Source organism: Chryseobacterium indologenes (genome assembly GCF_018362995.1).
GTDB lineage: Bacteria > Bacteroidota > Bacteroidia > Flavobacteriales > Weeksellaceae > Chryseobacterium > Chryseobacterium indologenes_G.
Map to the genome: position 1 here is coordinate 2,443,769 of NZ_CP074372.1, position 24,942 is coordinate 2,468,710.

Consider the following 24,942-nt stretch of genomic DNA (forward strand, 5'->3'; position numbering starts at 1 on the left):
TTGTGTTTTTTTCAAATAAAATCCCTAAAAGAGACATTCCAAAATAACAGAAGAAAAACAAGGTTAGGTAGAGTGAAAAGTACCAAATAAAAAATTCCGTATTTCTACGGAATCCGATTACATTTTTTCAAGGGAATAAATATTGTTAATGATAGCATAAATCACTATTCCCACAGTATTTTTAGCTCCTATCTTCTCCAGAATACGCTGCCTGTGGCTTTCTACGGTTCTGGGGCTGATAAAGAGTTTTTCTCCTATTTCGTTATTTGTAAATTCCTGGCAGATGAGTTTTACCACATCTTTTTCTCTTTCAGAAAGCTCATCTTCTGTTTCAAAAAGAGAATTTTTCTTTGCAGAACCATTCATGTAAGTAAACAGCATCTGATGGTCTTCTGCCGTGAAGAAAACTCCATTTTTATCAACCATCGTGATGGCATCAATAAATGTTTTTTTATCGGAGTTTTTAGGAAGAAATGCTGATACTCCCAATTTGACCATATATCCGAGAATAGAGGTTTTATAATGGGATGAAAGGATAATGATTTTGAGGTCGGGATATTTTTCTTTCAGGATTTCTACCAGTTCAAAACCGTTCATCGGCTTCATCTGAACATCTACAAGGGCAATATCAGGAAATTCATTTTTTGAAAGTTTTCCGAGGTCATCTATAAAATCGGGGCCGTTATCTGCAGTAAGGCATACCGATATATTTTTTTCATTGGACAGCAACATTTTTACCCCTTCGAGGATCAGCTGTTCATCATCAATCAGCGCTAGTTTGATTTGGGAACTCATGATATTTTGGAATTTTTATGATTAAACGACTTCCTTTATTCGAAAAAGTTTTTTTCCATTTGTGTGTTGCGTTCATAGATTTGATACGGGATTCTATGTTTTTTATTCCCATTCCTTTTTTTACTTCTTCATATTCAAAACCCTGTCCGTTATCAGAAATAATAACAGCCGTATTTTCAGGATAATCTTTAATATAGATCCAGAGATCAGTTGCCTCAGAATGCTTGATTACATTGGTAGTAAACTCCTGAATAATCCGGTACAGCTGCACTTCTGCGAAAAGATCTTTCTTTTCATATCCGGGCATCACCTGCAGGGATATATTAATTTTATGGGAAAGGTTGGCTATTAATTCTTCAACGTATAAAACCAATCCTACCGATTCCAGATTTACAGGGTACAATGAATGGGAAATACTTCTGGCAGCATCAATCAGGGAAGACATCTGGCCGTAGATATTTTTTTTAATCAGCTCATCACCCTGGGTATCAAGATTATTCAACCATAAAGAGAGAATATTGAGGCGGTTTCCGATATCATCATGAATCATCACTGCAATTCTCTTCCTTTCTTCTTCCTGCGCTTTAATGTTTTCCAGTACTAATTTTTTCTGATGAAGAACTTCAGCTTCATGCTGTACGTTTTTCTCTTTGATAATTCTGGTTATAAAAGCTCTGTAGGCAAGCAGAATAAAGGATACTATAACTGTTATGGTAACAATTATAAGGATCAGCAGATTGATATTTAAAGTTACTTCTTTAATCTGATAAAAGTATATAAAAATGAACAGTACAAAATACTCGAAAGAATATTATTGGCACTGAGAATAATATAATAATCGTTTTCCGACAGCTCTGCAATCTGGTGCTGAATGATAAAAATAAATACCGAAACGGAATAGTAGAAAAAAATACTGGCATCTACCAGAATAAAACGATTCTGATTCTGTACAGAGGTATTTTTAATCTCACGGATCAGGGTAAACCCGGAAAGGCAGATGATTACAATATTGGAAACCACCTTTGCAATATCTGCATTGGACGGATAATCAAACCCATATTTTGAAATCATAAAACCTCCTGCCAGCAAACTTGTAAGCCCCAGAACATACTTCGGCCAATCCAGTTTTCTGATAAATAAACCTGTCAGCAAAAAAAACTCTCCTGCGATATAAAAGGGATAAAGAAATGATGTATCATTGAGTCTGAAGATATAAGGCAGTGCCAGATTCAGCAGTTCAATAAAAAAAAGAAAAGCAATACAATAAAAATACTGCTTTTCTTTTTGGTTTAATATGCGGTATTTTGCTGCTCCCAGCAGTATAACAGATAGAAGCAGTGCATAGTTCAGGAATAAAATTGCTTTATAAAGTCCAGCCATTCCTCAGTTTATCGTTTTTAAAATCCACTTCCTACATCTACATCAGGAATACGGCAGATAGGAGGACATGGTTTCGCCCAGTCATATGTATTGGAAATGGTCTCTGCTCCCAGCTCCGAATTTCTAAGATTCGCTCTGGAAGAAATAAAAATAAGAGTTACCAGCATTTTTCCATAGATATCATTGTATCTAAGTCCAAAAGAACAGGTAATACCTAGCAAACCGTCATCCTCAAGGCAAAGGTCTGCGGTAGGAACATAGAATTTTCTGAAAATTCCAATGCCTTCATTTTCTCTGCTTTCTTTATAAAACCATTCCATACCTTCGGTTCTCCAACGTTCAATAGCTGATACAGCTATATCCTGCTCAAGAATAGGTGTATTGGAAACCGGGAATCCCATATTGGCATTTTTCTCTGTGCTCTCAAGATTTTTAGAAAGAACAGCGTTTTTAATAACAGTATATTCCTGAATTTCCTGTAGTCTCAGGTCTCTGTCAAGTTCTGTAAGGAAACTGTATGGATATTCTTTGACATCTATTTTTTCCCCTTCATTATTCATAGGATAAAAAATAAGAATCATACGATCTCTATAAACTCCTACTGCTGCACAAAAGTCTTTATAATCCTTAAAGCCCTTCATCCACTCAAGGTGCTCACTGGAAATATTAAAAACATAGTTAGTAGGAATCAGCTTTTGAATTTTGGAAAAGTCCGAGAAATGTGCTTTCCATTCGTTTGATGCTGCTCTACATTCTTCTACAGGCAGCATGTAGTCTACAATGTTTAATGTTGACATAAGCATAGTTTTTAGTTCTATAAAAATATGTAAACTAAACATGCTATGCAAGTAAGATTTTAATTAATAATTTTTCACTGTAATATGATAACAGCTCTGTTGCCTTTCTTTAATGTAATATATTCTACCGGCATTCTGATAATGCTTTAAAACTTTCTCCAGTGCTATTTCCATTTTCGGATTGTACTTCAGAACGTTGTTGAATCTTACATAAGAAATGTCAAAAGAATTGCCATAATTGTGAGAACTAATCCCTAGTGAGGCGTTAGAATTCACTCTTCTCAGCCTGCATTGGTCTTCAAGAGTACGGGTAATGGATGAAACGGTAAAAGTACCGCCTTTTGTATCTTTACTGAACTTGGAAGCTATTTTCTCAAGAGTAGTTTTGGCCTTGGATACCATATAAGCCCTGCTGTAATCCAGTCTCTGGACCTGATATCCTTTTCCTGATTTTTTTATTTTGTGGAATTTACCTTTGTTAATATACTTCTGTACTGTTTTGGAATCTTTCAGAAGCTGTATTCCAAAACTCTTTGAAGCATCAAGATGGGGTTTATAAAGCGGTGTAGGTTCAACCTTCAATACAGTAGTAAGATCATAGCAGGGAAAAGCTTTTTTCGCTGCCTGCGAATAATGTAAACTATAAATAAAGGGTACAAAGACCACACAGAAAAACTTTCTCATTCACCATCCTTTTAAATTACAAATGAAAGATAAAACATTTATGTTATATCTTTCAAAACCTACTATAATACTCTATAAATAAATCCCAAACAAACTTTACACCAAATTACCGATTTTGTAATTTTTGTTCACTCTTTTTTGAATTTTTTTTTCAGTTTTAACTTTTTATTTTAAGATTTAAATTTTACATTTGAGATACATAAATAATAAACAACATGATAAAAAAACTTTTCGCTGAATTTTTCGGCACATTTTGGCTTGTTTTCGGAGGGTGTGGAAGCGCTGTTTTCGCAGCCGGCGTTCCCGACATTGGCATCGGACTTTTAGGAGTTGCTTTAGCCTTTGGTCTTACTGTTCTTACGATGGCTTATGCCGTAGGACACATTTCAGGAGGACACTTTAATCCGGCAGTTTCTTTTGGACTTTTAGCAGGCGGAAGATTTCCTGCCAAAGATCTTATCCCTTACATCGTAGCCCAGTGTCTGGGAGCCATTGTAGCAGCAGGATGTCTGTATACAATTCTAAACGGTGCGGGAGCGGTAGAATTCTCAAAACCCGGAGATTTTGCCACGAACTTTTATGGAGAGGCCGTTTATAACGGAAAAGCTTTCAGCATGGGAGCCGCGTTCTTAGCTGAATTTTTATTAACAGCCTTTTTCCTTATCGTGATCATGGGAGCTACAGATAAATGGGCCAACGGTAAATTTGCCGGTCTTGCTATCGGTCTTGCGCTTACTTTGATCCACCTGATTTCTATTCCTATTACGAATACTTCTGTAAACCCTGCAAGATCCCTTTCACAGGCTGTCTTCATGGGAGGAATTGCCATGTCACAGCTTTGGCTGTTCTGGGTAGCACCTATTTTAGGGGGAGTTGTAGGTGGACTGATCTACAAGTTCTTACTTCAGAGAGACACTGCAGAAATTGCAGATTAATTTTTTAAATAAAATTCAATGATAAAATCCTGTCAGGCGGCAGGATTTTTTTTATTTTTTGGTTCTTGATTTTTCGTAAACGCAAAGATTTTATAAGTGAAACTTTTTATTTAAGGGAGCAAAGTGGTTACGACTACGTCGTTGATGAAGTGATAGGTTTTACAACCGCTTAATAAAAATCAATGAAATTGATTCCTTCTTTGCATCCTTAAGACAGATCAATAAGAAATTAAACTTTGCGTTAATAAAGAATTTTTTTAATCTTATTTCAGTTTTTTAATGTCAAAAGGATTTTTAAAAATTAGTTCTTCATGTTTTCCTTTGATTTCCATTTTACGCTGTAGAAGATTTAGAGCCATTTTTCTGATAAAAAAGTCTTTATCATTCAGTTTCCAGTAGGAGTCTTCGTGAAGTTTTTTAGGTGGGCGGATGAGATAAAATTCAGTTTCCCAGGTGTCTGCATTATGGTAAAATTCAATGATGCCACAATGTTCAGGGATAAGAGCAGCATCTACCATTCCCATCGGGAGCAAAAAGCTAAAAGAATTACAGATATAATCGCCACAGGAAATTTTATCGTGTTTCAAAAATTTTTCTCCGGTATCTTTATTGAGATATGATTTTTTGAAATCATTTTTAAAATCACTTTTCGAAAACTTGATCTCAATTTCATGGCTTCCCCCTTCTGAATCAATAATCAGAATATCTGCTTCCCAATCGGCCTGAAAATAATTGGTCAGTACAATTTCTTTTTCAAAATCGCAATGGGAATGGATATAGGCATGTATGAGTTCTTCTATTTTGATCATTGATTATAATTGTACAATGTAAAAAGTATTCATGATAATGCGCTCTACTAATAGTCAATATTATAAATGCAATGTTCACAAGGTATTTATTTACTGCTATTAAATGTTCGCAAAGGCATTTCACTCAGCAAAAGTTGCAGGCTATCTTTTCTTTATTTATTACGATTAGAAAAATTGACAAGCGAAGCAAATTGACCATTCTCTATTGGATTTTACGCTCATTTTTCTAGCTTACCAACAGACTGCATCCTCTGATATCCGAATGGTCTATTCTTCCCAATACCTGAAATTTATCCCCTACAATTTTCCCTAAATCCTGTGTCGCTATAAACGAGCAGGAATGGGTATTGGCAAGATCGATGATATTAATAGCCCCGGTTCTTCCTTCTTTTTCATAGGCCAGGGGATCTTCTGCATTCCGAACCATGATTCTCATCCAGTTTGGACATACATACTCGTTATTTCCAAGGGAATATGCCTGCGAAAGCAGTTCTGTCATAGAATATTCTGAATAAATCTTATCTGTTTTGAGACCTTCCTGTAAGATTTTCAATAATTCATCTTTCGTCATTTCTTCTTTTCTGCCTTTCATTCCTCCGGTTTCAATTACAATCAGGTTTTCAAGGAAATTCAGAGATTCTCCGCTCCTTTCGGAATGACAGTAATCTAAAAAGTCAAGAAGAGCAAATGAAACTCCGAAAAGAATTACTTTTTTATCCTGAAGCTTATTCAACAATTCAAAAAGTTCGGAATGGTTATAAAGGAAATATCCGTTTTCTGGTTTGGCAGATTTTTTCATCAGGTAATCTACCATATAGATCAGGGATGAATTTTGTTTTTCCAGATAACTAGGAAGCAGTCCCAGAAAAATAAAATCTTCCGGCTTCCCGATAAACTGTTCAAAACTTTTATAAATACTTTCTTCATAAAGTTCCGGATCTGCAATGAAATGTTTTGAGAGATTCATCTGCGTTGTTCCTGAACTCTGAAAAAACAGATCAGTTGTCACATTTTTATCCAGAATCTGGTGGTTTTTGAACATTTCGATCGGCAAAAACGGAATCTTCACCAAGCTATCCACCTCATCAGGATTAACATTCAGAAAGTCGACGAATTTCCTGTATATTTCAACATTTTCGTATTGATAACGAAACGTTTTCAATGAAACATTCAGAAAATCCTGTTCAGTATTTATATTGAATATATTTTTTAATTCCATAACCTTTGAGCACCTTATCACCTAAGTATAAAGCAATTATAAAGATAAAATATTGATATTTAATAATTTTTTAATCTACAAAACCTATTTTGGTAAGCTTCTTGCACATACCTGAACGGAATATGGATTAAAAACAAGAGTGGGCTTCGGCCCGTTCGAAAGTTACCTCTTTTTAGGGGTAATTTTTTTTTGCTTTATTTTTCAAAAGTCTCCAGTTCAAAATCTTTTTCAAAAACCCCGTAAGTAAAATAGGAAATCCAGTCTCCGAGGTTAATATATTTTGAGTCCTGTCCCAGATCAAGCACCATTGGCAGGTGTCTGTGTCCATAGATGAAATAGTCTATCTTCTCAGACTTCAGCTTTTCTTTGGAATAAATGATCAGAAATTCTTTATCTTCTCCCAGAAATGCTTTGTCTTCTTCTCCGGAAATCATTTTATTTTTTTGGGAAAGGTACAATGCAACTTTCATCGCAATATCGGGATGCAGCCATTTGAAGAACCATTGCGCTACCGGATTTGTGAATAATTTTTTCATTCTTTTATATCCTTTGTCGCCAGGTCCCAGTCCGTCTCCATGGGCCAGCAAAAACTGCTTTCCTCCCATTTCAAAATATTGTTTCTGATAAAAAACGGTACAGCCAATCTCTTCTTCCAGATAATCTTTCATCCACAGATCATGGTTTCCGACAAAGAAATAGATATGAATTCCTCTGTCTTTAAGTTCTGCAATTTTTCCGAGTACTCTGATATATCCTTTGGGAACTACATGTTTCCACTCATGCCAGAAATCAAAAAGATCCCCCATTAAAAACAAAACCTGAGCATCTTCTTTGATCTCATTCATCCAGCGTATAAATTTTTCTTCACGCACTTTACTCTCACTTGGAGTGGGAGCTCCAAAATGCTGATCTGAAGCGAAATATACTTTTTTTCCAGGTTCTAAATTAATTGTTGTTTTTAACACCTTCTGAGTTTTGGGGTAAATTATTGATTATCTTCTGCAAACCATTCTCCATAAGAGTTTTCTGTCTCATGAAGTTTAAGATAGGCTAAAGAAATTCCATCAGGAAGTTTTGATTTGATTTTAGCAGCAATAGCATACAACATGTTTTCACAGGTTGGCTGGAAACTGCAATAGATTACTTTATGCCCTTTCTGTTCCAGATCATCCCCCAATTCTTTGTGTGGAGACAGAGCATTTACAAGAACCGCATGGTCCCATACATCTACAATTTCGGAATTTACGATACTTTTAATATCTCCGAAATCTACCACCATTCCATTTTTAGGATTTTCAATATCATTGATCGGTTTTCCTTTCACTGTTACAAACAGCTTATAGGAATGTCCATGCATATTTTTACACTTCCCATCGTAGTTGTAAAGCACGTGAGCTGTTTCAAATGTAAAAATTTTTGTAATACGTATCATACTGCAAAGATATGATAAAACCGCTTAACACAGAAAAGACTGTTTCTATTACAGTGATATTAATATATCTTTTTTAGTCGATGTTAAAGGTTAAATTATTATCCGGAGTTCCATCTACATTGATTGCATTGTAAGGTACAGAAAGCCAGCCGTTTTTATTCATTACAAATTTGAACTGATAGGTTTTTTCTTTTTCAAACTGAGATTTTGGCAAAACCAGCTCAAAAGTATTGTTCTTTTTCAGATTCATATAATAGGGCTTATCATCAGGGTTCCAGTTATTAAATGAGCCGGTAACTGAAACATTCCTGATAAATTCTACGCTTTGCTTTTCAGGAAATTGGTAAGAGAAGATAATATTGTCTTTTTCTGTGCGATATCCATAGATTCCTTTTTTAAGATCAGGATGAACAAGAGCTTCAGACTTTGTATGTTCTTCTGCCAACGTGTAAGGATTCAGTAAACGCTTATCCATAATCCCTGCAATCTGATTGATCATCTGATACATCACCGCCGACTCTTTATATCCGTTGTACATCAACACTACAGCCATATTTTTGTCCGGGAAAATCCTATAGGCGCTCACATTTCCCCCGGAAAAGTGATAGGAATTTATATTATTAAAGGTTCCCATATCCCAACCATGAGTAAAGAGAATATTTTTATCTTTATATTCAAAAGGTTTCCACATCAGCTCTTGTGTGGTAGGTTTTAGAAAATCATTTTTGCTCAAATGGATACTCCATTGTAAAAACGCCGGTAAGGTAATCGCCAAACCATTGGCTGAATGTGCTCTTCTCCCCTCTACAAATGTAGATTTATCATATTGATGGGTGCCCTTGTTGTAAATATACTTTACGATCCTGTTAGGAATTTTTTCAATAGAATTAGATGAAAACACAACCTGGTTTCTGGAATCTGAAAACTGATTTTTCACGATATAGTCTTCAAATTTTTCTCCGGTTACTCTTTCAATGATCATCATGACCAGCATGTAGTTGGTCTGATTGTATCTGTAATCACTTCCTGTTTCAAAGTCCATTTTTTCTTTTGACAACCGGTCAATCACTTCAGCATTGGAAGCATCCGTCGGAATATCACTGAAACGGATCCAGTCTGGTAATCCTGAGGAGTGGGATACAAGGTTTTTTACCTGAATATTTTGCCACTCTGCCGGTACATTGTCAATATATTTTGAGATTTTATCGTCTAAAGATACTTTCCCCTGCTCTATGAGCTGAAAGAGCCCGACATTTGACATTAATTTTGTAGTAGAATAGATCCTGAACATAGAATTGGCATCTACTTTTTTAGGAGTCTCCAAGGTTGCCATTCCATAATATTTCTGGAAGGTTACTTTATTATTGGTTACGATTCCTACGGCCATTCCTGGTATTTCATTGATTTGAATGACCTTTTTTATATAGCGGTCTATTTCTTTTGACTGATCTGCTGTCTGACTATGACCGGAAAAGAAAAAACTCAAAAAAAGTATTGTTAAAATAGATGATTTCATGGTAATGTTTGTTTCTTATTTCTCTATTAAAACAATTGTAAGCTTTATAGTATTACATTGATGAAAAAAATTATTTCATGGGAATTAATTTGTCTGTTTCAAAACCTAATTCATTTAAATACTGAAGCCCGTTTTGTATTTCTATTAAATTGGAACCTGACCATCCTTTTTTAAATCCCAATAAAATAAGCATTTTTATATATTTGGGTTCAGTAAGATTGACTTCATCTTCCGAACCTTTAAGTTTATTTACCAGCTTAACCCCTGATTTTAAAGGTTGTCCCATCATATAATCATCAACAGTCAGGAATTTGATGATTAAAGGAGTTTTTTTCTGACCACTTAAAAAGATTTTTACAGTCAGCGTATTGGTTTCCGTTTCAGAATGGAATTGATCTGTGACAGAATATAGATATTCAATATTATTAATGATGATTTTCCTCAACTTATTTTTCATTGCTTCATTTTATTCAACCAATTTTCAGATACACTTTATTTTATTCTTTGTTCAAATCTATGAATGACTTTGTACTCTTTATCTTTAATGACAATATCATAATTTCCATTATCCAGGATTAAAAAATGATTGTCTTTAGAGGTATTGAGTTCAATGATATCAGCTGGAATTCCTTGTTGTTCAAATTCACCTTTTCGGTATGCAAAAACCATCACAGGATATGTTGAAACTTTGGAAAGCGGGATTTTATAAAACTTTCGGTTTTCCTTCAGCATCCAATCTGGTCTGCCTTTGATGTATTTTGTAACAGGATGAATGATTTTAATATCTGTATACAATTCTTTATCCTCACCGTTATAGATCATTTGGTTTTCATCTTTTAAAATAACAGGGACCGTATTTTTCACAAATCTCAAAAGTGGTTCATTATATTTCAGGGAGCTTTTTTCTGAAAACTGAGTTTGGTCAATTGTAAATGGATTGATACCTGTTAAGTCTGATAGTCGGCCAGCCATGGTCTTTTCCCAGGATTTATGAATGCCTTCATAAGCATGCTGATACCCGCAATAAATCAAATATTTCCCTTCTTTATTTTGCTTCATAAAATCGAAAATATTTTTTGCCTCTCCAATTTCTCTTTCCTTATTATTACCTTCAGCCTCGTAAGGAAAAAGCTTGAACCCAATTTTCAGAGCATTATAAATAAAGTTTCCGAATTCAGGCTCTTTGGAATAGTACCCACTGTTGAGGGTCGCAAATTTTATAGTATTTAAAGAGTCTCCTGCCAGTGTTTCGATTCCTAAGTATCTGTAGCCTCTGTCATATAAACCCTGAAGTAATGAAGAGGTAAAAGTTCTGTGGCTGGCATTGTGATGAGCCTCATTGATGATGATGATTTTCTCATCGGCTGCTTTTTTCAGAATATATTCTTTTGCATTGACCGGAATTAATTTTGTGAATTTCAAACTATCAGCAGCATTTAGCTCCTTCACTCTTCCGAAAGTCTGGTCCCAACTTTCCAATGCAGGTTTATATTGTCCGCTTATAGAGTAATAGGTTGCTCCCATCTGACTTCTCCAGGATTGACTTTGAGCAGGATCTTCCACCTTCTGTTTAATATCATCTGAAAACAGATAAGGATTTTCCTGGCTGTGGGCTGCTATGCTCAATAATAGTAAGGCCAGTGAATAAAAGAATTTCATGTTATGTAGTTTTTATTGAATATTGTAGGTTCTACTCCTACTTAATTATTTTATTATCTAGAAAAATTTCTCCAGCCAGTCACTTTCCAGACGTTTAATCTTCTTGGTTTCCGGATCGAACAGAATCCATAGTGTACTTGAATCTACCACAAGTTCATCATTACAGTAAAATTCAACTTTTCTTGGCTGTTTGGCACCTTCAGGAGCCATTGGATAGGTCCTTACTGTGATCGTATCATTCAGATAAACCTGTTTTTTATATTGGATATGATGATCCAGAAGCATCCAGGCATCGTTTACATATTCTGTTTGATGTTTTAGAAGATCCCAGTGTTCTGCTGCCACTTCTTCCACCCAGTGCACATATTGTACATTATTTACATGATTGTTCTGATCAATATGCTCTTCCGTTACCTGGATCTGTTTTTCGTACATTAAATTCATTCTCCTGAAAGTTTACTCAAATTTATCATTTTAAAACAGAACTTTCTCGGGATTAAATAATATTTGGGCTTTTCTTCTATAGCTTATAAAATATTTTTATGGATTTTTTTGTTGTTACTTTTGATCATAAATCTTAAAAAAAGTTTAAGCTTAGAAAGTTCAATTATTTCATTTTCAGAACTATAAAATTCAGAAAGTCTGATTTCGAAGTCTGTAATGCTGGTATCCGGGCTATAAGAAATGATAATCAGGCTTACCCATTCTGAAATTTGTCTGTCTATCTCTGTCGAAAGATCTTTTACTTTAATTTCACGCAATAATTGTAAGCCGGGTTCAAAACCTTTTTTTATGATCCGTGTCAATATCTGATTGATAATTTCCAGCAGCATAAAATACCTTAAATGAGCCGGAGCTTTTTTTAATAAGCTTATATCATATCCATCAGCATGGATCGGAAGCTCAAAATTCAATAAATAATTAATATTTGCCATAGTAGTTTCTCTCCATTTTTCCATATCATTTACAGCTAAATATACAGTAGACATATTCATCAGCATTTGGGATATATGCAATGAAAGAATTTCTATTGACCGATAGGTATCCAGCTCTATACTATATCTGATTCCATCCTTCGTTATATTTAGTGCTTCTTCGTTATTATTTAATTTGAAAGACAAATATGATTTGTTGGACGTTATAAATGTCTGTATGAAATTGTATGAAAAACCGCTTTGTGGGAGAAGCTGTGCCGAAATTTTATCTGCATAGGCAAAGATATCTCCTGCCTCAATCAATTTACCTGCCTTCGCATGGCTAAAACCTCTGTAATATTGATTATTAAGATAGAAAATAGCCATATATTCTGAGCAATCGGGAACATTAAGAACAATCATATCATCCACATGTTTCAGGAAGTCTGATTTCAGAATCAGATTGTTACTTACCCCAGCCAGATGGTTTGAGGACTCCTCTTCCTTTTCTTTGTCGAAGTTTCTCAATTGAATATTTTTAAAGGAGGGGCATTCTACTGCAGCTTCTTCAAAATATCCTCCACAAGTGGGCAAAACAGAACAGTTTATACAGTTTTTATTAATTTTTTCATTTCTAATAAAATCCGATAATCTATGATAATCAACAATAAATCCTGATATGGGTAATTCTTTTATATCATGATGGGCAGTCAATAAGACAGACAGGCCGTTCATTGTTTTTGGTCCTGTAAGCTGATGACCGTAAATACTCATAATAGCGGGATTGATTTCTTTAAATGAAATTTTTTCTCCAGAGGATAAAGCCTCATTAATTTCAGATTCATTAACATTATAAATCATTCTATGAGAATATATCCGTTTTTCTTCATCAAATCCTCTGACAGACTTATAAATATTAATTTTATTGCTAAAAGAATTAATTTTTTCTTTCTCAAGCCTCAAAATGGCTATATTTTCAAATTCTTTGGAATATTTACGCAGACCTTCTTTTATAAAGGCCAGGTTTTTCTTGTTTTGAAGTGCAAAGAGTAAACAAATATCATGATATGAAACTTTCTTAAGCGATTGAAAGATATTCTGAAAAATGTCCGTTGAAAAATGGGCATCATCAAAAACCAACGTCAATTTATTTAATCCTTGTAAATGATTAGCTATGAACTCTTTTTCATCTATAATATCAGGCACTAAAATAGCTTTATCAATAAGTTCCTTTACTATTTTTGCATCTATAAGACTGAATGAACCTGTAAGCAACAGTTTATAATTTTCTCTGCTTATTAGTATCCTTTTATGAGATATAGAAGAATGGAGGTAAACATGGTCTACCCCGTCTTCATAAACTTCCAAAAATCTGGATAATCTGAACAAATTATTGATTGATTCGGTTGACTTCATTGCTATTTGTAGATTGTATCTGCTCTCTGTTTGTATTTTTCTTTCCTTTTGAAAAGTTATAAGACATCCTCAAAGAGACACTTCTTATTGCTAATCTATTTTCAATTTGTCTGTTGAAATCTGTTTCATTTACATTAACTCTGATACGCTTAATATTAAACGGATCATTAAAACTTAAATTGACATTCAGCTTATTTTTAAAAAAGGATTTCCTGAATGACATATTGACCACAGCCTGCGGGGCAAGATCGTAAACACTATAGAAAGATCTTGCAAAATAGCTTCCATTAATTTCTATAAAAAAATCATCCTTAATTTTGAATGTATTATTGATTCTGATATAAGGTGTTGCTTTTTCATAAGATTGGGGATGAGCATTGTTCACTTTGATTCTTCTATAGACAATATTCGCATAGGCATTAAAATTCCACCATTTATAAATATCAAAAAAAGTACTGAAGGATGCCAAATACATTTCTTCATCATTAATGTTATCATAAGAAGAAATAGTTTGCGAATTGACATTCGTTACAAAAATATTATTAATTACATCCGTACTCCTTTGATAAAGCAATGTGAAATTATGCTTTTTATTAAGCAGATAATTCAGTTCAAAACTATTAGAGAAATAGGGTTTTAGGAAAGGATTCCCTTTTGATATAAAAAACGGATCTTCAATATTTTCAAAGGGATTCAGCAGTTTGTAAGGAGGTCTGGTAATTCTTCTTCCATAGGAGAAATTCAGAGTATTATCATCTGAGGGTTTATATTCCACAAAAACGGAAGGAAAGAGATCCCATCTATTTTGAGAGAACGATTCTGAAGTGGTTATTGAATTGGCATTATAGTTTGTATTTTCTACTCTTAAGCCCAAATTCATTCCCCACTTGCCCCACTTTTTATTTATACTTGAATAGAAAGCCAAAAGCTTTTCATCATAAACAAAATCATTTGAAAGTATGGGGTTAAACACTTGATTCAGGCCATCAAAAAACTGTATACTGTTATTGGTTTTAGAAATTACATATTTTGATCCCAGCTGTGCTGTCAATTCATTTTTAAAAACTTTATTATAATCAAGATTAAAGGTGTGAATGTTTATTTTTAAAGGGTTTTTTATAGATAAATAGGTACCTGGTCTCATAATCTGATTATTTTTATTAAAAAAATTATTGTCCAGATAGGATTCCTGATGATTATTGTAACTGATGAAATTGTATCCCGCGTCTATTTTACTTCCCAACGAGTCTATTTTATATCTGTAGAATGTGTTAAATGTTTGATTTCTCAGCGTTAAAGGTTTCTCATTCTTTGTCACATAAATAGAATCTACATTAAAATCTGATGTATTCTTGATTGAGTTTGTAGACACTCCTGTTGTTGTTCCACTCCAATAGCTTAAAATGTAATTGGCTCCAATAACATTTTTTTCATTAATATTATAATCCAGTCCTGCACTAAGGTTATGGGCTCCTATTTTTTCTTTATAATCTTCGTGCTGATTGAGCTGAATTGGTCTATTAAAAAAAGTCTGTCTATCATGATTATCCACAAATCCCCTCCCGGTTCCATAGGTATAGTTAGCTTGTGTAATGATTTTTTTCTTTCGATAAACCAGCATCATTCCAGCGTTCCACTGAAAATGTCTGTGCTGTTGCAGCTCATTATATACTGTACCGCTCAACCCGTATTTATAATTGCTTTTTGTATTGATATTAATAATGGCTCCTTTAGTGGACGCATCGAATTCAGCCGAAGGAACTGAGCTGATTTCAATATTTTTAATGGATTCTGAAGGTATGGATTTTAGATAATCCATCAATTCTCTTCCACCTAATTGTATTTTTCTTCCATCCATATAAACCGTCACAGATTCATTTCCCCTGAATGTTATATTTCCGATATTATCTGTTTGAATTTCAGGGGAAATATTTAATAGCCGATAGGTATCCTGCCCAACTTTATAAACACTATTTTCTACATTAATAATGGTCTTATTAATTTTCTTTTCCAGAAGCGGTTTTACAATCACAATTTTGTCTATCAGTATTGTATTCTGATAGGTTGTAATGGCTCCAAGATCTATAGATTCATTATTAATTTCCAAAGTCTCATTATGTGCAGCGGTACTTTTATGCTGAATCCTTAAAGCATACTTTCCATTTGGAAGATTTCCAAGAGTAAATTTCCCGTTATCATCGGTAACCGTTGCTTTTACAAGTACGGAATCTGATTTTGTACTAAGAATAACTTCTGCAGATGATACTGGAGAACCGTTTTCTCTTATTACTTTGCCGAAAGCTGAATATTCCTGAGAATATACAGTCTGAATGATACTAAGAAATAAAAATAGAGACAGAATATTTCTCATACTTTAAACCAGAGCAAGATGTTTTTTTATAATATTTTCAACGAGTTCAGTACTGGAGAAAAAATTGACATCCAATTCATCATCCTCAAATTCTATTGAGAATTCGTCTTCAAGTGATGATATAAAAACCAAAGCCAGCATAGATTCTGATGTCAATAGTTGTAATCTTTCCTGATCGTTTTCACATCCTTCAAAAATGTCCTGATATTCGCTTTGAGTCAAATCTTGTAAGATATCACTGATTTTTTGTTTTATATTGATTTCCATATTTTTTTTGTTTTTTACACTACTTTTATTTTGAAAGCTGAAATGAGACTATTGACTTAGTTTTTCAAAATTGCTTTTAATTATTGTTTCTAGATGTTTAGCTTCTTCTTTACTGCCTTTTCTAAGAGCTATTCTCACATTGTCATAATTAATCTCGTTGATAAAATTCTGCTGGTATGCCGCAGTGTCTTCTACATTAATGTGCATATGATAATTGTTCCCTGGGATGTAAATTAAGTCTCCCGGTTCCTGAATAGCATAAAATGGTTTGATTAAATTTTCAGAAATATTCTCATTAATATTTCCTATATCTTCCACGTGATATTTAGATCTATTATTACTTATTTCAGCATTAAATGTTGCTGGATATATAAGCCACAACTTTCTTCCAGACAACAAATAATTCCACTTATCTTTGCTAAACTCTTCACGATCTAAAGCTGAAAATGTATCTTTCTCTTCAGATAGGATATTAAATTTTTCTTCTGATAGCCAACATCTGAAAATATTCAAAATTGCTTCGGTATGATCACCTGATGGGCTTTCATTTTCTGATTTAAATGCATTTTTAAAAACTACCGGTATGCCTCTATACCCATAATTATCATTAAAATAATTTTTATTTACAAACTCTCTATCATCATTGGTTAATGACTGACAGCCGTTTACTATTTTGTTGATGTCTATTTTCATATTACAATAAGGTTTCAATGTTCCTACATTACTTCTTCTTTTTCTTTTGCAAAGAAATTTACAATCTCATCTACAATGATGTTGTGATGGTTTTCATCTTTAATATTAATGACTTTCTTACCCAATTTTTCGGTAAAATAAATGAGCTTTTCATTATATTCCTCTTCATCTATCTTATCAAAAGACACGATGGTTTTATATCCATGATGGAATTTATACTGCCAAGGTGTCAGCACAAAAAACAATACTTCTGTTTCAACAAATGATTTTATGGTGTTTACCGTTCTCTGTATCACATCAATGGAGTCACTGGGACTAATTGTACATACAATAGCATCAGGATAAAATGATTTTACATAAATTAATTTTTCAGGAGGCAACGAGTCATTAACAGGATGTAATGGAAGTATCCCTCCCTGACTTCCTGTAATAATGATGTCAGGTTCTTCGTTTAATTCTATGCTTTGGCTTAAAAGCCTTAATGATTTATTCCATTCTCTAAGATCTACCGATACTGTTCCATTATGCCCTATTGGAAAAACACAGGAAGAATTGAGAAGAATCCCCTGAGGTTCGGTAGAGATGTGTGATACTTTGTATCCTTCTTTTTCCAATACTTTTCTCATGATCATCTGTGTTGTAAATTTTCCCTGTCTACTGTTTGTTCCTACAACACAGATAGAAGGTCTCTTCAACGCAACATAATCAACATTTCTATAGAGGAAATCTTTTTTATCATTATCAAAAGAGGTTAAAAACAATTTCCCAGTATAGGCATGCTCATCATCATTGATAACCTGATTAATAATATCATATACAGCTTTATCCCACACAATAAAATTCTTATTTCTTTTGATACATTCTTTGATCAGAGTAAAACCAAAGAAGGAGTTGGAATCAGATAATTTATCAAGAAAATACCCAATTACAATGGTGTCAAAAAGATCAAAGTGTTCAGGGTTTAAGGCCTTTGTAATAAAATTAATACCCTTTTCCTGTAAGAGCTCCATGGTGTTATCTAATTTGATACTTCTTGGAGAACCGATTGCTAAAGTTAAGTTTGAATTTAAATATTCTCTAAACTCAATTAACGTCTTCATTTCTTTCTCTTCGAAAGGAAAAATTGCAAAATTTTCAACTGATTTGTCAAGGGTAAAAACTTCTTGAAAAGTGCGTTCTTCTTTTGCGGATATATTTTCATGATCTACTCTTAGCTGATCATGTTTTGTAAGACTTATCGTATTATTATCAGAATTTCCGGATATCCAATTATTCAGTTCGTCTCTGGTTTTCCATTCTCCTTTTTCGTAAGCATCAGCCAATATCGCTGTAAAATGTGCTGTGGCTAAACTTGTCCCGGTACTAAACTGATATTTATTCTGTGGTACGGCAACTCTTTGAAAACCTCCTTTTGCAAGAATATTAACAAAAGAATCCTGTCCCAAAAATCTAAAGCTTTCTTTACTTTTTACAATTCCGGAGCCTACTGCAAATACTGATTTAAAATTTGCCGGAAAACACAGGCTATCATGTTTATAATATGCTGAAGCAACTACAATTACCCCTTTATCAAAAGCAAACTGACAGGCTTCTTTTAATTGTACGGAAGGATTATTTGTATTGACTCCCATGCTAATATTCAAAATTTTAGCATCAGTATGATTTGTTAAATATTCAATAGCTTCAACCAATAAATCTTCTGACAATGAATGATCAAATGATTCAATTTTTACAACAATGATTTTGGACAGGGGAGAATTTTTGTGAATAATAGATGTAATCCCTGTCCCATGTCCTTTATTGTCTGAAAATCTGTCTTTTACCGTAATAATTTCATTATTGGCATTTTTATAAATGGTGAGTCCCTCTATTTCTAAATCAACAAAGCGCTTATGATTTCTATCGCACCCTGTATCAATAATTCCTATTGTCATTATACTGCTGTATTATTTATTAGAATGTCCGGAATTAAAGGAATCTGTTCTCTGTGGCGCCGTTATCGTTTCCGGTTGTTCAGACATTCTCAGGTATTGTGTTTTTAGATAGTTCTCCAACTTATATTTCCATGGTGTACATTCTGGTACTGCTTTTTTTATGGCTTCATATGAACATGAAATCTTATCACAAATTGGAAGATAGCTGCAGTTTCTGCATACATCGCTGTGGGTATATCTATTAAAAGCAGAATATTTCTGAAATCTGTCAGGGTTATAAGGTTCAAAGACATTTGTAGGTGCCTTGGAATCATCATGAATAGTTTCCCAGCATTTGTGTACATAGCCGTTAGGATCTATAACTAGGCTGATAGGTGATGCCCATGTAGCACAAGTAGACTGATACATTGGTAAATCCCATTTTAGCTTTGCAGTCTTTCTGTTTAATTCTGAAGCCCAGTCATTATATCTACTGATTAATTCAAGTCTGAAATTTTGTTTAAATTCAAAATATTCATCCACACTCATTCGCTTGTTTCCTTCTTCTTCGGACAGATCTATTTCTTCATAAGATCTTAACCATGCCGGATCAAAATGAATCTGGGTATTTTTCTGGGGCCATATTCCATATTCATAAAAGTCATCAAGAAGAGTAGGAATACTCTCTGCCACCTCCTTATCAATATTGAGCCTAATGGTAAAGCTTAGCTCTTTGCTGTCTATTTCTGCAATATTTCGCAGTATTTTAAAATAATTTTCTCCTTTTGTCTGTTTTAAAGGTCTTTTTCTATCATGAACGTCTCTAGCTCCGTCTATCGTTATCTGAGCTGTTTTCACACCACTTCTGATAAGCATATCCGCATTTTTTTTATTCAGATATATGCCATTGGTAATAACATTTGCGTCATACTTTAGGTTAAAAGTCTGTGCCAGATTTCTTAAATCTACAGATAGATCTTCTATGGCTTTCACATTAATCAAAGGCTCACCTCCGTACCAGGTTACAGAAAGGGTATGAACTTTTTTTCCAGAATTGGTAACTATCTGACTAATGTAGTCTACGATTCCTTTTTTAACCTTGTCATCCTTAAGGGTATGATTGGGTTTTATAAATTCAAAACAGTAAGAACATCCCATATTACAGGTAATAGTAGTACCAATGGTAAGATTGATGACTCCTGCATTTTTAAACTGGGTATCATTTACATTTTTTTCCAATAAATTTAAAACATCAAAATCACTGTCTATCAAATATTCTTTTTCAGACAGGTCATTAATAAAATCCTGAGAATAATTTTCAGAATCCGCATGTTTCATCATTGCTATGCCACTCAGTTGAATGCCATCATTATAAGTAAGTACATCCAGGCCGCCCGTAAGAGTATTATATAGCAAAAACTCTTCTCTTTCCTCAACAGGAACCAGGATATTAAAAGGGTTATTTTTAATTAGTGACATAATAATTAGATTAGTGATTTTAGTAATTTTAAGTAAATACAGCCCTATTTACAAATTTTTAGAAAAGAATTTCAGTGTCTCCACTGGTATCTCCACCAGTGTCACCCTGAGGGTTTCCCGTAAATGACATACAGGAGAATGCTTCACAAAGTGATTCTACTTCTTTAGCAGCTCTCTCTTTGATTGAATTTGGTTTTACTAACTCTTTTTTCATAAAATTGTGTTTAATGATTAGAACAAAATTTCTGTATCATCTCCCGTATCACCATTAGGACTTCCGAAGAATGATCCGCAAGTAAATCCGTCGCAAAGTGATTCTACTTCTTTAGCCGCTCTCTCTTTGATTGAATTTGGCTTTATTAACTCTTTTTTCATAATAAAAGGTTTGATTGGTTTGACTTATAATCTAAGGATTAGAATAAAATTTCTGTATCGTCTCCTGTGTCTCCACTAGGACTTCCCATAAATGTTCCGCAAGAAAACCCATCACAAAGTGATTCTATTTCCTTAGCTGCTCTTTCCTTAATTGAATTTGGTTTTACTAATTCTTTTTTCATAATAAAAATTTAATTGTTATACAATGATTAAATGGTTAGAATAAGATTTCTGTATCATCTCCCGTATCCGCATTAGGACTTCCGAAAAATGATCCGCAAGTAAATCCGTCACAAAGCGACTCTACTTCTTTAGCCGCTCTATCTTTGATAGAATTTGGCTTTATTAACTCTTTTTTCATAATAAAAAAATTTGGTTTTGTTAAACAATAATGTTTTGGTTAGAATAAAATGTCTGTATCATCTGCTGTATCTCCGTAAGGTGGAAAACCGGCAAACGTTCCACAAGAATATCCATCGCAAAGTGATTCTACCTCTTTGGCAACTCTTTCTTTAATAGGGCTTGGTTTTACTAATTCTTTTTTCATAATAAATTAATTTGTTTTACAATAATTTAAGAGCTAGAGCAGAATCCGGTATCATCTTACCGATTCCTGGCAATTCTGATTTTAACTGAACATGTCTTTACTCATTCTTTTCATAATAAAAAATTTGAAATGGCTTTTTCAAGCACTTTGTCTTTATAGGGCTGTAAATCTTCAACAGATTGTATTTCAATAAATAAATCTGGTTTTATTCCTTTATCTTCAATGATTTTCTCATCTAAGAATATTTTTCTTTTGTCTCCCAAAGCATTAGTAATGACAGTTACACCTTCAGGCAAATATATTTCATAAGCAAAGGATAAAGCTCCTGCCGTGTGCTTGTCTTTGCTCACTATGTGTGTGGTATCTTTCCTATATTTTACGAGAGCATGTGCAATCATTTCTGCAACACAAGCTGTATCTGCATCTACCAGCACAACTATCTTTCCTTTTTCATGATAGTTATAAGATGTATTTTTTGATTCATTCACGATTACTGACTCTTTTTTACCTGCTTTATCATAACCGTAATTAAAAAAGACAAACTCATTACCGATAAAATAAGAAAGAAACTGTGATGCGGCTAGAAAATCACCTCCGGTACACCCTCTTAAATCCAGTACCAATCCTTTTGAAGAATTAATAAGATCAAGATTATTAAGATAAGCTGTATTCAATTCATAGGTAATTTTATTAATCTTAAAATAAACCAGAGAATCATTTATTTTCTTTAGGTATAAATTTCTGGGCTTGAAATTCTCAGGTATTTCATATTTATCTTTAATAAAGTACGTCACATTATCAGATTCTCCCGATGGTCTTATAAAGTCCAGGCTCATATAACTTTTTACAGGTTGCTTTAATAATTCATCATTAATTTCCTTATAATCCATATTCTTTGTAAGAGCACGACCATTTATTTTCAACAAAGCACTTCCAACAGGTATTTTTTTCTGCAATTCTTCATCAAATATTGCTGATACAACATATTTATCTCCTATCCGATAGGTGTATACAGGCGTAGTTCTCTTAGGCTTCTCACAGGCAGATCTTATTTTAAAATGGGGATCACTAATAGTACGGTTCAAATAACTGTTGATGGAATCAACAAATTCACATTTAGATAAATAGATATTGCGATCAAGAAACTGTTTACTTGATTTTAAAAAACTGTTTTTATCAATTTCTTTTTCTTTATAAAAAGGATAATCTTCCAATAAAAGCAATATAGTTTCTGCCAATAATTCTTTATTGTCAATCTTCCCTACATTATCTACATCAATACGTCCTTTAAAGTTTTCGTTAGTAACATTTTCAGGAAAAGATGCCAATTCACCATGAGATTGAAAAGGATTAGATTTTTGCTGGCTGGTATATTGGCTATTATCAAATGGTTTTTTTTGAAAAACAGAGGAAGGTGAAATTTCATCTTTTATTTTATAATTCACCAGGTCCAATGATGAAAATACCAATTCATAAGGAAGTTCTTTTTCTTTAACCTCAAACTGAATTTCAATTTTTTTCAGATAAGCATCCTTATCAAGGTTTAAACTTGCAATTGTGGGAAGTCCGTAACCATCAGCGGGATTAGGATTAATATTAACTTCTTTACGCTGATCGTTATTGGTTATTGTATATAAATGAATTTGTCCTATGTTTTTAGTATAGTATCTGAAGAACAATGAAACAGGCTCTTTGAAACGGTCTTTAATGTTTTCAGGAATGAATACTTCGGTATTCTTGGTTACCTTAAATGAAGTATTTTTACTTGGAAAATTATTATATACCGGAAAGAAAAAACTAGAGTTTTTCTCTTTACTGATAACAGAATATATTGGGGTGATTACCTCACTTTTATAGTATGCTCTAACCTGTCCGTTTACAGCATGAAAAAAGAGAAATAAACAGCAAATCACAGTTAATTTGGTGAATTTCATTAAAGGTTATTGTTTTTGTTAAATGTATTAAAAAAATCTAAAACATTAGACAAGAATAATAAAATTAAAATTAAAAAAAAAATTTTAAGTTTGTTTTATAAAACTTTTAACCATTTCAATGTTCAAATATTTTTTATCCTTTATGAAGACGCATATGAAGTTACAGGTAGTTCTACTCCTGTTAATGATCATTAGCAGCGTTTGTTCTTTAGCATCTCCTTATGTCCTCAAAATAATTATTGATGATATTTTTCCTCACAAAACATATAGCTATCTGATTAGCACCTTGGGTATTTTAGTTTTAATCTATATCGTAAGAATTGGTATAGGAATATTATCAGATATAGCCTACACCAAGATAAGTAAAGATATCATTGCTGATATAAGAGTAGATGTATTCAGTAAAATCTTAAAAAAGAAGTTAAATTTCTTCCGTGAAAATAAATCCGGGGAAATTGTTTTCTTACTCACCAATGATATCGGGAATATTCAGAATATGATGTCTTCTCTGGTGCTGGCTTTTCTGAACAATTTATTTACTGTTATCAGTGTACTTTTTATGCTTTTTGCATTAAATGTAAAATTGACATGGGTAAGCTTAACGATTATTCCGTTTATCATTATCTGTTTGAAATTGTTTGTTCCCTATGTAAGGAAAACCTTTTCTGAAATTCAGGTGGAAGAAAGTAAGATCTATGATTATCTTATGAATTGCATCAACAACATAAGAGTCATACTCTCCTACGGAACAGCAGATTATGAAAAAGGAAGAGCAACAAGAATGCATGAGAAATTAATTAAAGTAAGCATCAAAGCTTCTTTATATAATGCTTTCAGTAAGAATACCACAACGTTTTTCATAGCAATTGGCCCTGTAATTGTCTTGCTTGTAGGGGGTAAAATGGTATTTCAATCTGAGCTGACGGTAGGTTCTCTCATTGCATTTATCCAGTATTTGAACAGAATATATAATCCTGTAATCAGCTTATCAAACAGTTATAATGATTTTGAAAAAGCAAGGGTATCTATGGAAAGAATTTATAAACATATCAGTAATGAAAATCCGGATGAAGCCAAAGTCAAGCAACTAAAAATGCATTATGAAGAAAACACTTCTATAAGCAAAATAGAATTCAGAGATGTTTCTTTTTCTTATGGTAAAAAAACTATTTTAGAAAATTTAAACCTCACCTTTGAAAAAGGAAAATTATACGGAATTATAGGAGAAAGCGGTAGTGGAAAAAGCTCAATAATTAATTTACTGTGTAACCTGGAAAAAGCAGGTACTGGCAACATTATTTGCAATGGTATAGATATAGAATCCTTCGGAAACTGGTCACAACACATTGCTTTGATAGAAAGAGAAAATCAATTGTTCAATGATACTATAGAAAACAATATTTCTTACGGCTCATCTATTCCGAAATCTGATATTTTAGAAGAAATCATTTCAGATTCAGAGTTAATCAATGTTATTGCTGAAAAGAAAGATGGGATGCAAACCCATATCAGTAATTATACTACTGTTATTTCTGACGGACAAAAACAAAGAGTCTCTATTGCCAGAGCTTTATTAAAAAAACCTTCCCTTATAATCTTTGATGAGGCTACCTCTGCTTTGGATATCCAGCTGGAAAAGAAAATTGTGGAAACCTTAAAAAGAAAATATTCAGACTCCATTATTATTATTGTGACTCACAGACATAATTTACTGAAGGATCTGGACGCTGTCTATAAAGTTCATAACAAAACGATAATCAAGATTCATGAAAATCTGTTAACCAATACCGAATTACATTAACTCAAA

The 24,942-nt window shown here is 33.3% G+C and carries 28 protein-coding genes; 3 read left to right on the forward strand and 25 right to left on the reverse strand.

Annotated elements, in window-relative coordinates; translation table 11 throughout:
- Positions 1-117: 117 nt before the first annotated feature.
- Together DYR29_RS11025 and DYR29_RS11030 are read right to left on the reverse strand one after the other, a co-directional pair.
- Positions 118-795 (reverse strand): response regulator transcription factor, encoded by a 678-nt coding sequence (locus DYR29_RS11025; RefSeq protein ID WP_047420705.1) that lies wholly within the window; start codon positions 793-795, stop codon positions 118-120.
- The gene (locus DYR29_RS11030; protein WP_249413670.1) at positions 764-1,345 is read right to left on the reverse strand and encodes a sensor histidine kinase; all 582 of its coding nucleotides are present in this window, start codon (positions 1,343-1,345) and stop codon (positions 764-766) included. Before DYR29_RS11030 ends, DYR29_RS11025 begins: the two co-directional genes overlap by 32 nt.
- A 63-nt stretch (positions 1,346-1,408) precedes the next feature.
- Here DYR29_RS11030 and DYR29_RS22930 point away from each other — a divergent pair, with 63 nt between their 5' ends.
- Positions 1,409-1,543, forward strand: a complete 135-nt coding sequence (locus DYR29_RS22930; protein WP_274608431.1) for a hypothetical protein — start codon at positions 1,409-1,411, stop codon at positions 1,541-1,543.
- Between the two features lie 2 nt (positions 1,544-1,545).
- Here DYR29_RS22930 and DYR29_RS11035 read toward each other — a convergent pair whose 3' ends face one another.
- The 3 genes from DYR29_RS11035 to DYR29_RS11045 all read right to left on the reverse strand — a co-directional run bounded on the left by DYR29_RS11035 (position 1,546) and on the right by DYR29_RS11045 (position 3,656).
- Positions 1,546-2,175, reverse strand: coding sequence for a hypothetical protein (locus tag DYR29_RS11035; protein WP_213280504.1), 630 nt, complete (start codon positions 2,173-2,175; stop codon positions 1,546-1,548).
- 17 nt (positions 2,176-2,192) lie between these two features.
- Positions 2,193-2,972: a hypothetical protein gene (locus DYR29_RS11040; protein WP_249413671.1), complete on the reverse strand. Its 780-nt coding sequence runs from the start codon at positions 2,970-2,972 to the stop codon at positions 2,193-2,195.
- A 63-nt stretch (positions 2,973-3,035) separates the two neighbouring features.
- Positions 3,036-3,656: a DUF5715 family protein gene (locus DYR29_RS11045; protein WP_213280506.1), complete on the reverse strand. Its 621-nt coding sequence runs from the start codon at positions 3,654-3,656 to the stop codon at positions 3,036-3,038.
- A 218-nt stretch (positions 3,657-3,874) separates the two neighbouring features.
- Here DYR29_RS11045 and aqpZ point away from each other — a divergent pair, with 218 nt between their 5' ends.
- The gene (aqpZ, locus tag DYR29_RS11050) at positions 3,875-4,591 is read left to right on the forward strand and encodes an aquaporin Z (protein ID WP_034696881.1); all 717 of its coding nucleotides are present in this window, start codon (positions 3,875-3,877) and stop codon (positions 4,589-4,591) included.
- Between the two features lie 263 nt (positions 4,592-4,854).
- Here aqpZ and DYR29_RS11055 read toward each other — a convergent pair whose 3' ends face one another.
- The 20 genes from DYR29_RS11055 to DYR29_RS11150 form a co-directional block, all read right to left on the reverse strand.
- Positions 4,855-5,400, reverse strand: a complete 546-nt coding sequence (locus tag DYR29_RS11055) for a hypothetical protein (protein WP_213280507.1) — start codon at positions 5,398-5,400, stop codon at positions 4,855-4,857.
- A 226-nt stretch (positions 5,401-5,626) separates the two neighbouring features.
- Complete coding sequence (locus DYR29_RS11060; RefSeq protein ID WP_213280508.1) at positions 5,627-6,619, reverse strand: acyl transferase; 993 nt, start codon at positions 6,617-6,619, stop codon at positions 5,627-5,629.
- Positions 6,620-6,813: 194 nt separating this feature from the next.
- A complete protein-coding gene (locus tag DYR29_RS11065; RefSeq protein ID WP_213280509.1) occupies positions 6,814-7,584 on the reverse strand; it encodes a UDP-2,3-diacylglucosamine diphosphatase in 771 nt (256 codons plus the stop codon).
- Positions 7,585-7,604: 20 nt separating this feature from the next.
- Positions 7,605-8,051 carry a 6-pyruvoyl trahydropterin synthase family protein gene (locus DYR29_RS11070; RefSeq protein WP_142717749.1) on the reverse strand — a complete coding sequence of 149 codons (447 nt, stop codon included), beginning with the start codon at positions 8,049-8,051 and terminating at the stop codon, positions 7,605-7,607.
- Between the two features lie 73 nt (positions 8,052-8,124).
- A complete protein-coding gene (locus tag DYR29_RS11075) occupies positions 8,125-9,537 on the reverse strand; it encodes a serine hydrolase (protein ID WP_213280510.1) in 1,413 nt (470 codons plus the stop codon).
- Positions 9,538-9,637: 100 nt separating this feature from the next.
- Entirely contained in the window at positions 9,638-10,024 is a 387-nt protein-coding gene (locus DYR29_RS11080; RefSeq protein ID WP_213280511.1) for a hypothetical protein, read from the reverse strand.
- Positions 10,025-10,059: 35 nt separating this feature from the next.
- A complete protein-coding gene (locus tag DYR29_RS11085; protein WP_213280512.1) occupies positions 10,060-11,226 on the reverse strand; it encodes a hypothetical protein in 1,167 nt (388 codons plus the stop codon).
- Between the two features lie 57 nt (positions 11,227-11,283).
- On the reverse strand, positions 11,284-11,670 hold the full coding sequence (locus tag DYR29_RS11090; protein WP_213280513.1) for an acyl-CoA thioesterase: 387 nt from the start codon (positions 11,668-11,670) through the stop codon (positions 11,284-11,286).
- A gap of 83 nt (positions 11,671-11,753) precedes the next feature.
- Positions 11,754-13,556, reverse strand: coding sequence for a hypothetical protein (locus DYR29_RS11095; RefSeq protein WP_213280514.1), 1,803 nt, complete (start codon positions 13,554-13,556; stop codon positions 11,754-11,756).
- On the reverse strand, positions 13,531-15,927 hold the full coding sequence (locus DYR29_RS11100) for an outer membrane beta-barrel family protein (RefSeq protein WP_213280515.1): 2,397 nt from the start codon (positions 15,925-15,927) through the stop codon (positions 13,531-13,533). The genes DYR29_RS11095 and DYR29_RS11100 overlap by 26 nt, the downstream gene beginning before the upstream one ends.
- A gap of 3 nt (positions 15,928-15,930) precedes the next feature.
- The gene (locus DYR29_RS11105; protein ID WP_121488851.1) at positions 15,931-16,194 is read right to left on the reverse strand and encodes a hypothetical protein; all 264 of its coding nucleotides are present in this window, start codon (positions 16,192-16,194) and stop codon (positions 15,931-15,933) included.
- A gap of 48 nt (positions 16,195-16,242) precedes the next feature.
- Positions 16,243-16,887: a hypothetical protein gene (locus DYR29_RS11110; protein ID WP_213280516.1), complete on the reverse strand. Its 645-nt coding sequence runs from the start codon at positions 16,885-16,887 to the stop codon at positions 16,243-16,245.
- A 23-nt stretch (positions 16,888-16,910) separates the two neighbouring features.
- Entirely contained in the window at positions 16,911-18,821 is a 1,911-nt protein-coding gene (locus tag DYR29_RS11115) for a S8 family serine peptidase (RefSeq protein ID WP_213280517.1), read from the reverse strand.
- Between the two features lie 12 nt (positions 18,822-18,833).
- Positions 18,834-20,279, reverse strand: coding sequence for a radical SAM/SPASM domain-containing protein (locus DYR29_RS11120; protein WP_121488854.1), 1,446 nt, complete (start codon positions 20,277-20,279; stop codon positions 18,834-18,836).
- Between the two features lie 58 nt (positions 20,280-20,337).
- Positions 20,338-20,493, reverse strand: coding sequence for a hypothetical protein (locus tag DYR29_RS11125; protein ID WP_183084588.1), 156 nt, complete (start codon positions 20,491-20,493; stop codon positions 20,338-20,340).
- A 17-nt stretch (positions 20,494-20,510) separates the two neighbouring features.
- Positions 20,511-20,654 carry a hypothetical protein gene (locus DYR29_RS11130; protein WP_183084589.1) on the reverse strand — a complete coding sequence of 48 codons (144 nt, stop codon included), beginning with the start codon at positions 20,652-20,654 and terminating at the stop codon, positions 20,511-20,513.
- Positions 20,655-20,692: 38 nt separating this feature from the next.
- Complete coding sequence (locus DYR29_RS11135) at positions 20,693-20,836, reverse strand: hypothetical protein (protein WP_213280518.1); 144 nt, start codon at positions 20,834-20,836, stop codon at positions 20,693-20,695.
- Positions 20,837-20,871: 35 nt separating this feature from the next.
- Positions 20,872-21,015: a hypothetical protein gene (locus tag DYR29_RS11140; protein WP_183084591.1), complete on the reverse strand. Its 144-nt coding sequence runs from the start codon at positions 21,013-21,015 to the stop codon at positions 20,872-20,874.
- Positions 21,016-21,054: 39 nt separating this feature from the next.
- Positions 21,055-21,201, reverse strand: a complete 147-nt coding sequence (locus DYR29_RS11145) for a hypothetical protein (RefSeq protein ID WP_183084592.1) — start codon at positions 21,199-21,201, stop codon at positions 21,055-21,057.
- Between the two features lie 110 nt (positions 21,202-21,311).
- A complete protein-coding gene (locus tag DYR29_RS11150) occupies positions 21,312-23,135 on the reverse strand; it encodes a S41 family peptidase (protein WP_213280519.1) in 1,824 nt (607 codons plus the stop codon).
- Positions 23,136-23,277: 142 nt separating this feature from the next.
- On the opposite strand from DYR29_RS11150, the gene DYR29_RS11155 reads away from it, so the two are divergent.
- The gene (locus tag DYR29_RS11155) at positions 23,278-24,936 is read left to right on the forward strand and encodes an ABC transporter ATP-binding protein (protein ID WP_213280520.1); all 1,659 of its coding nucleotides are present in this window, start codon (positions 23,278-23,280) and stop codon (positions 24,934-24,936) included.
- The last annotated feature ends 6 nt before the right edge of the window (positions 24,937-24,942 follow it).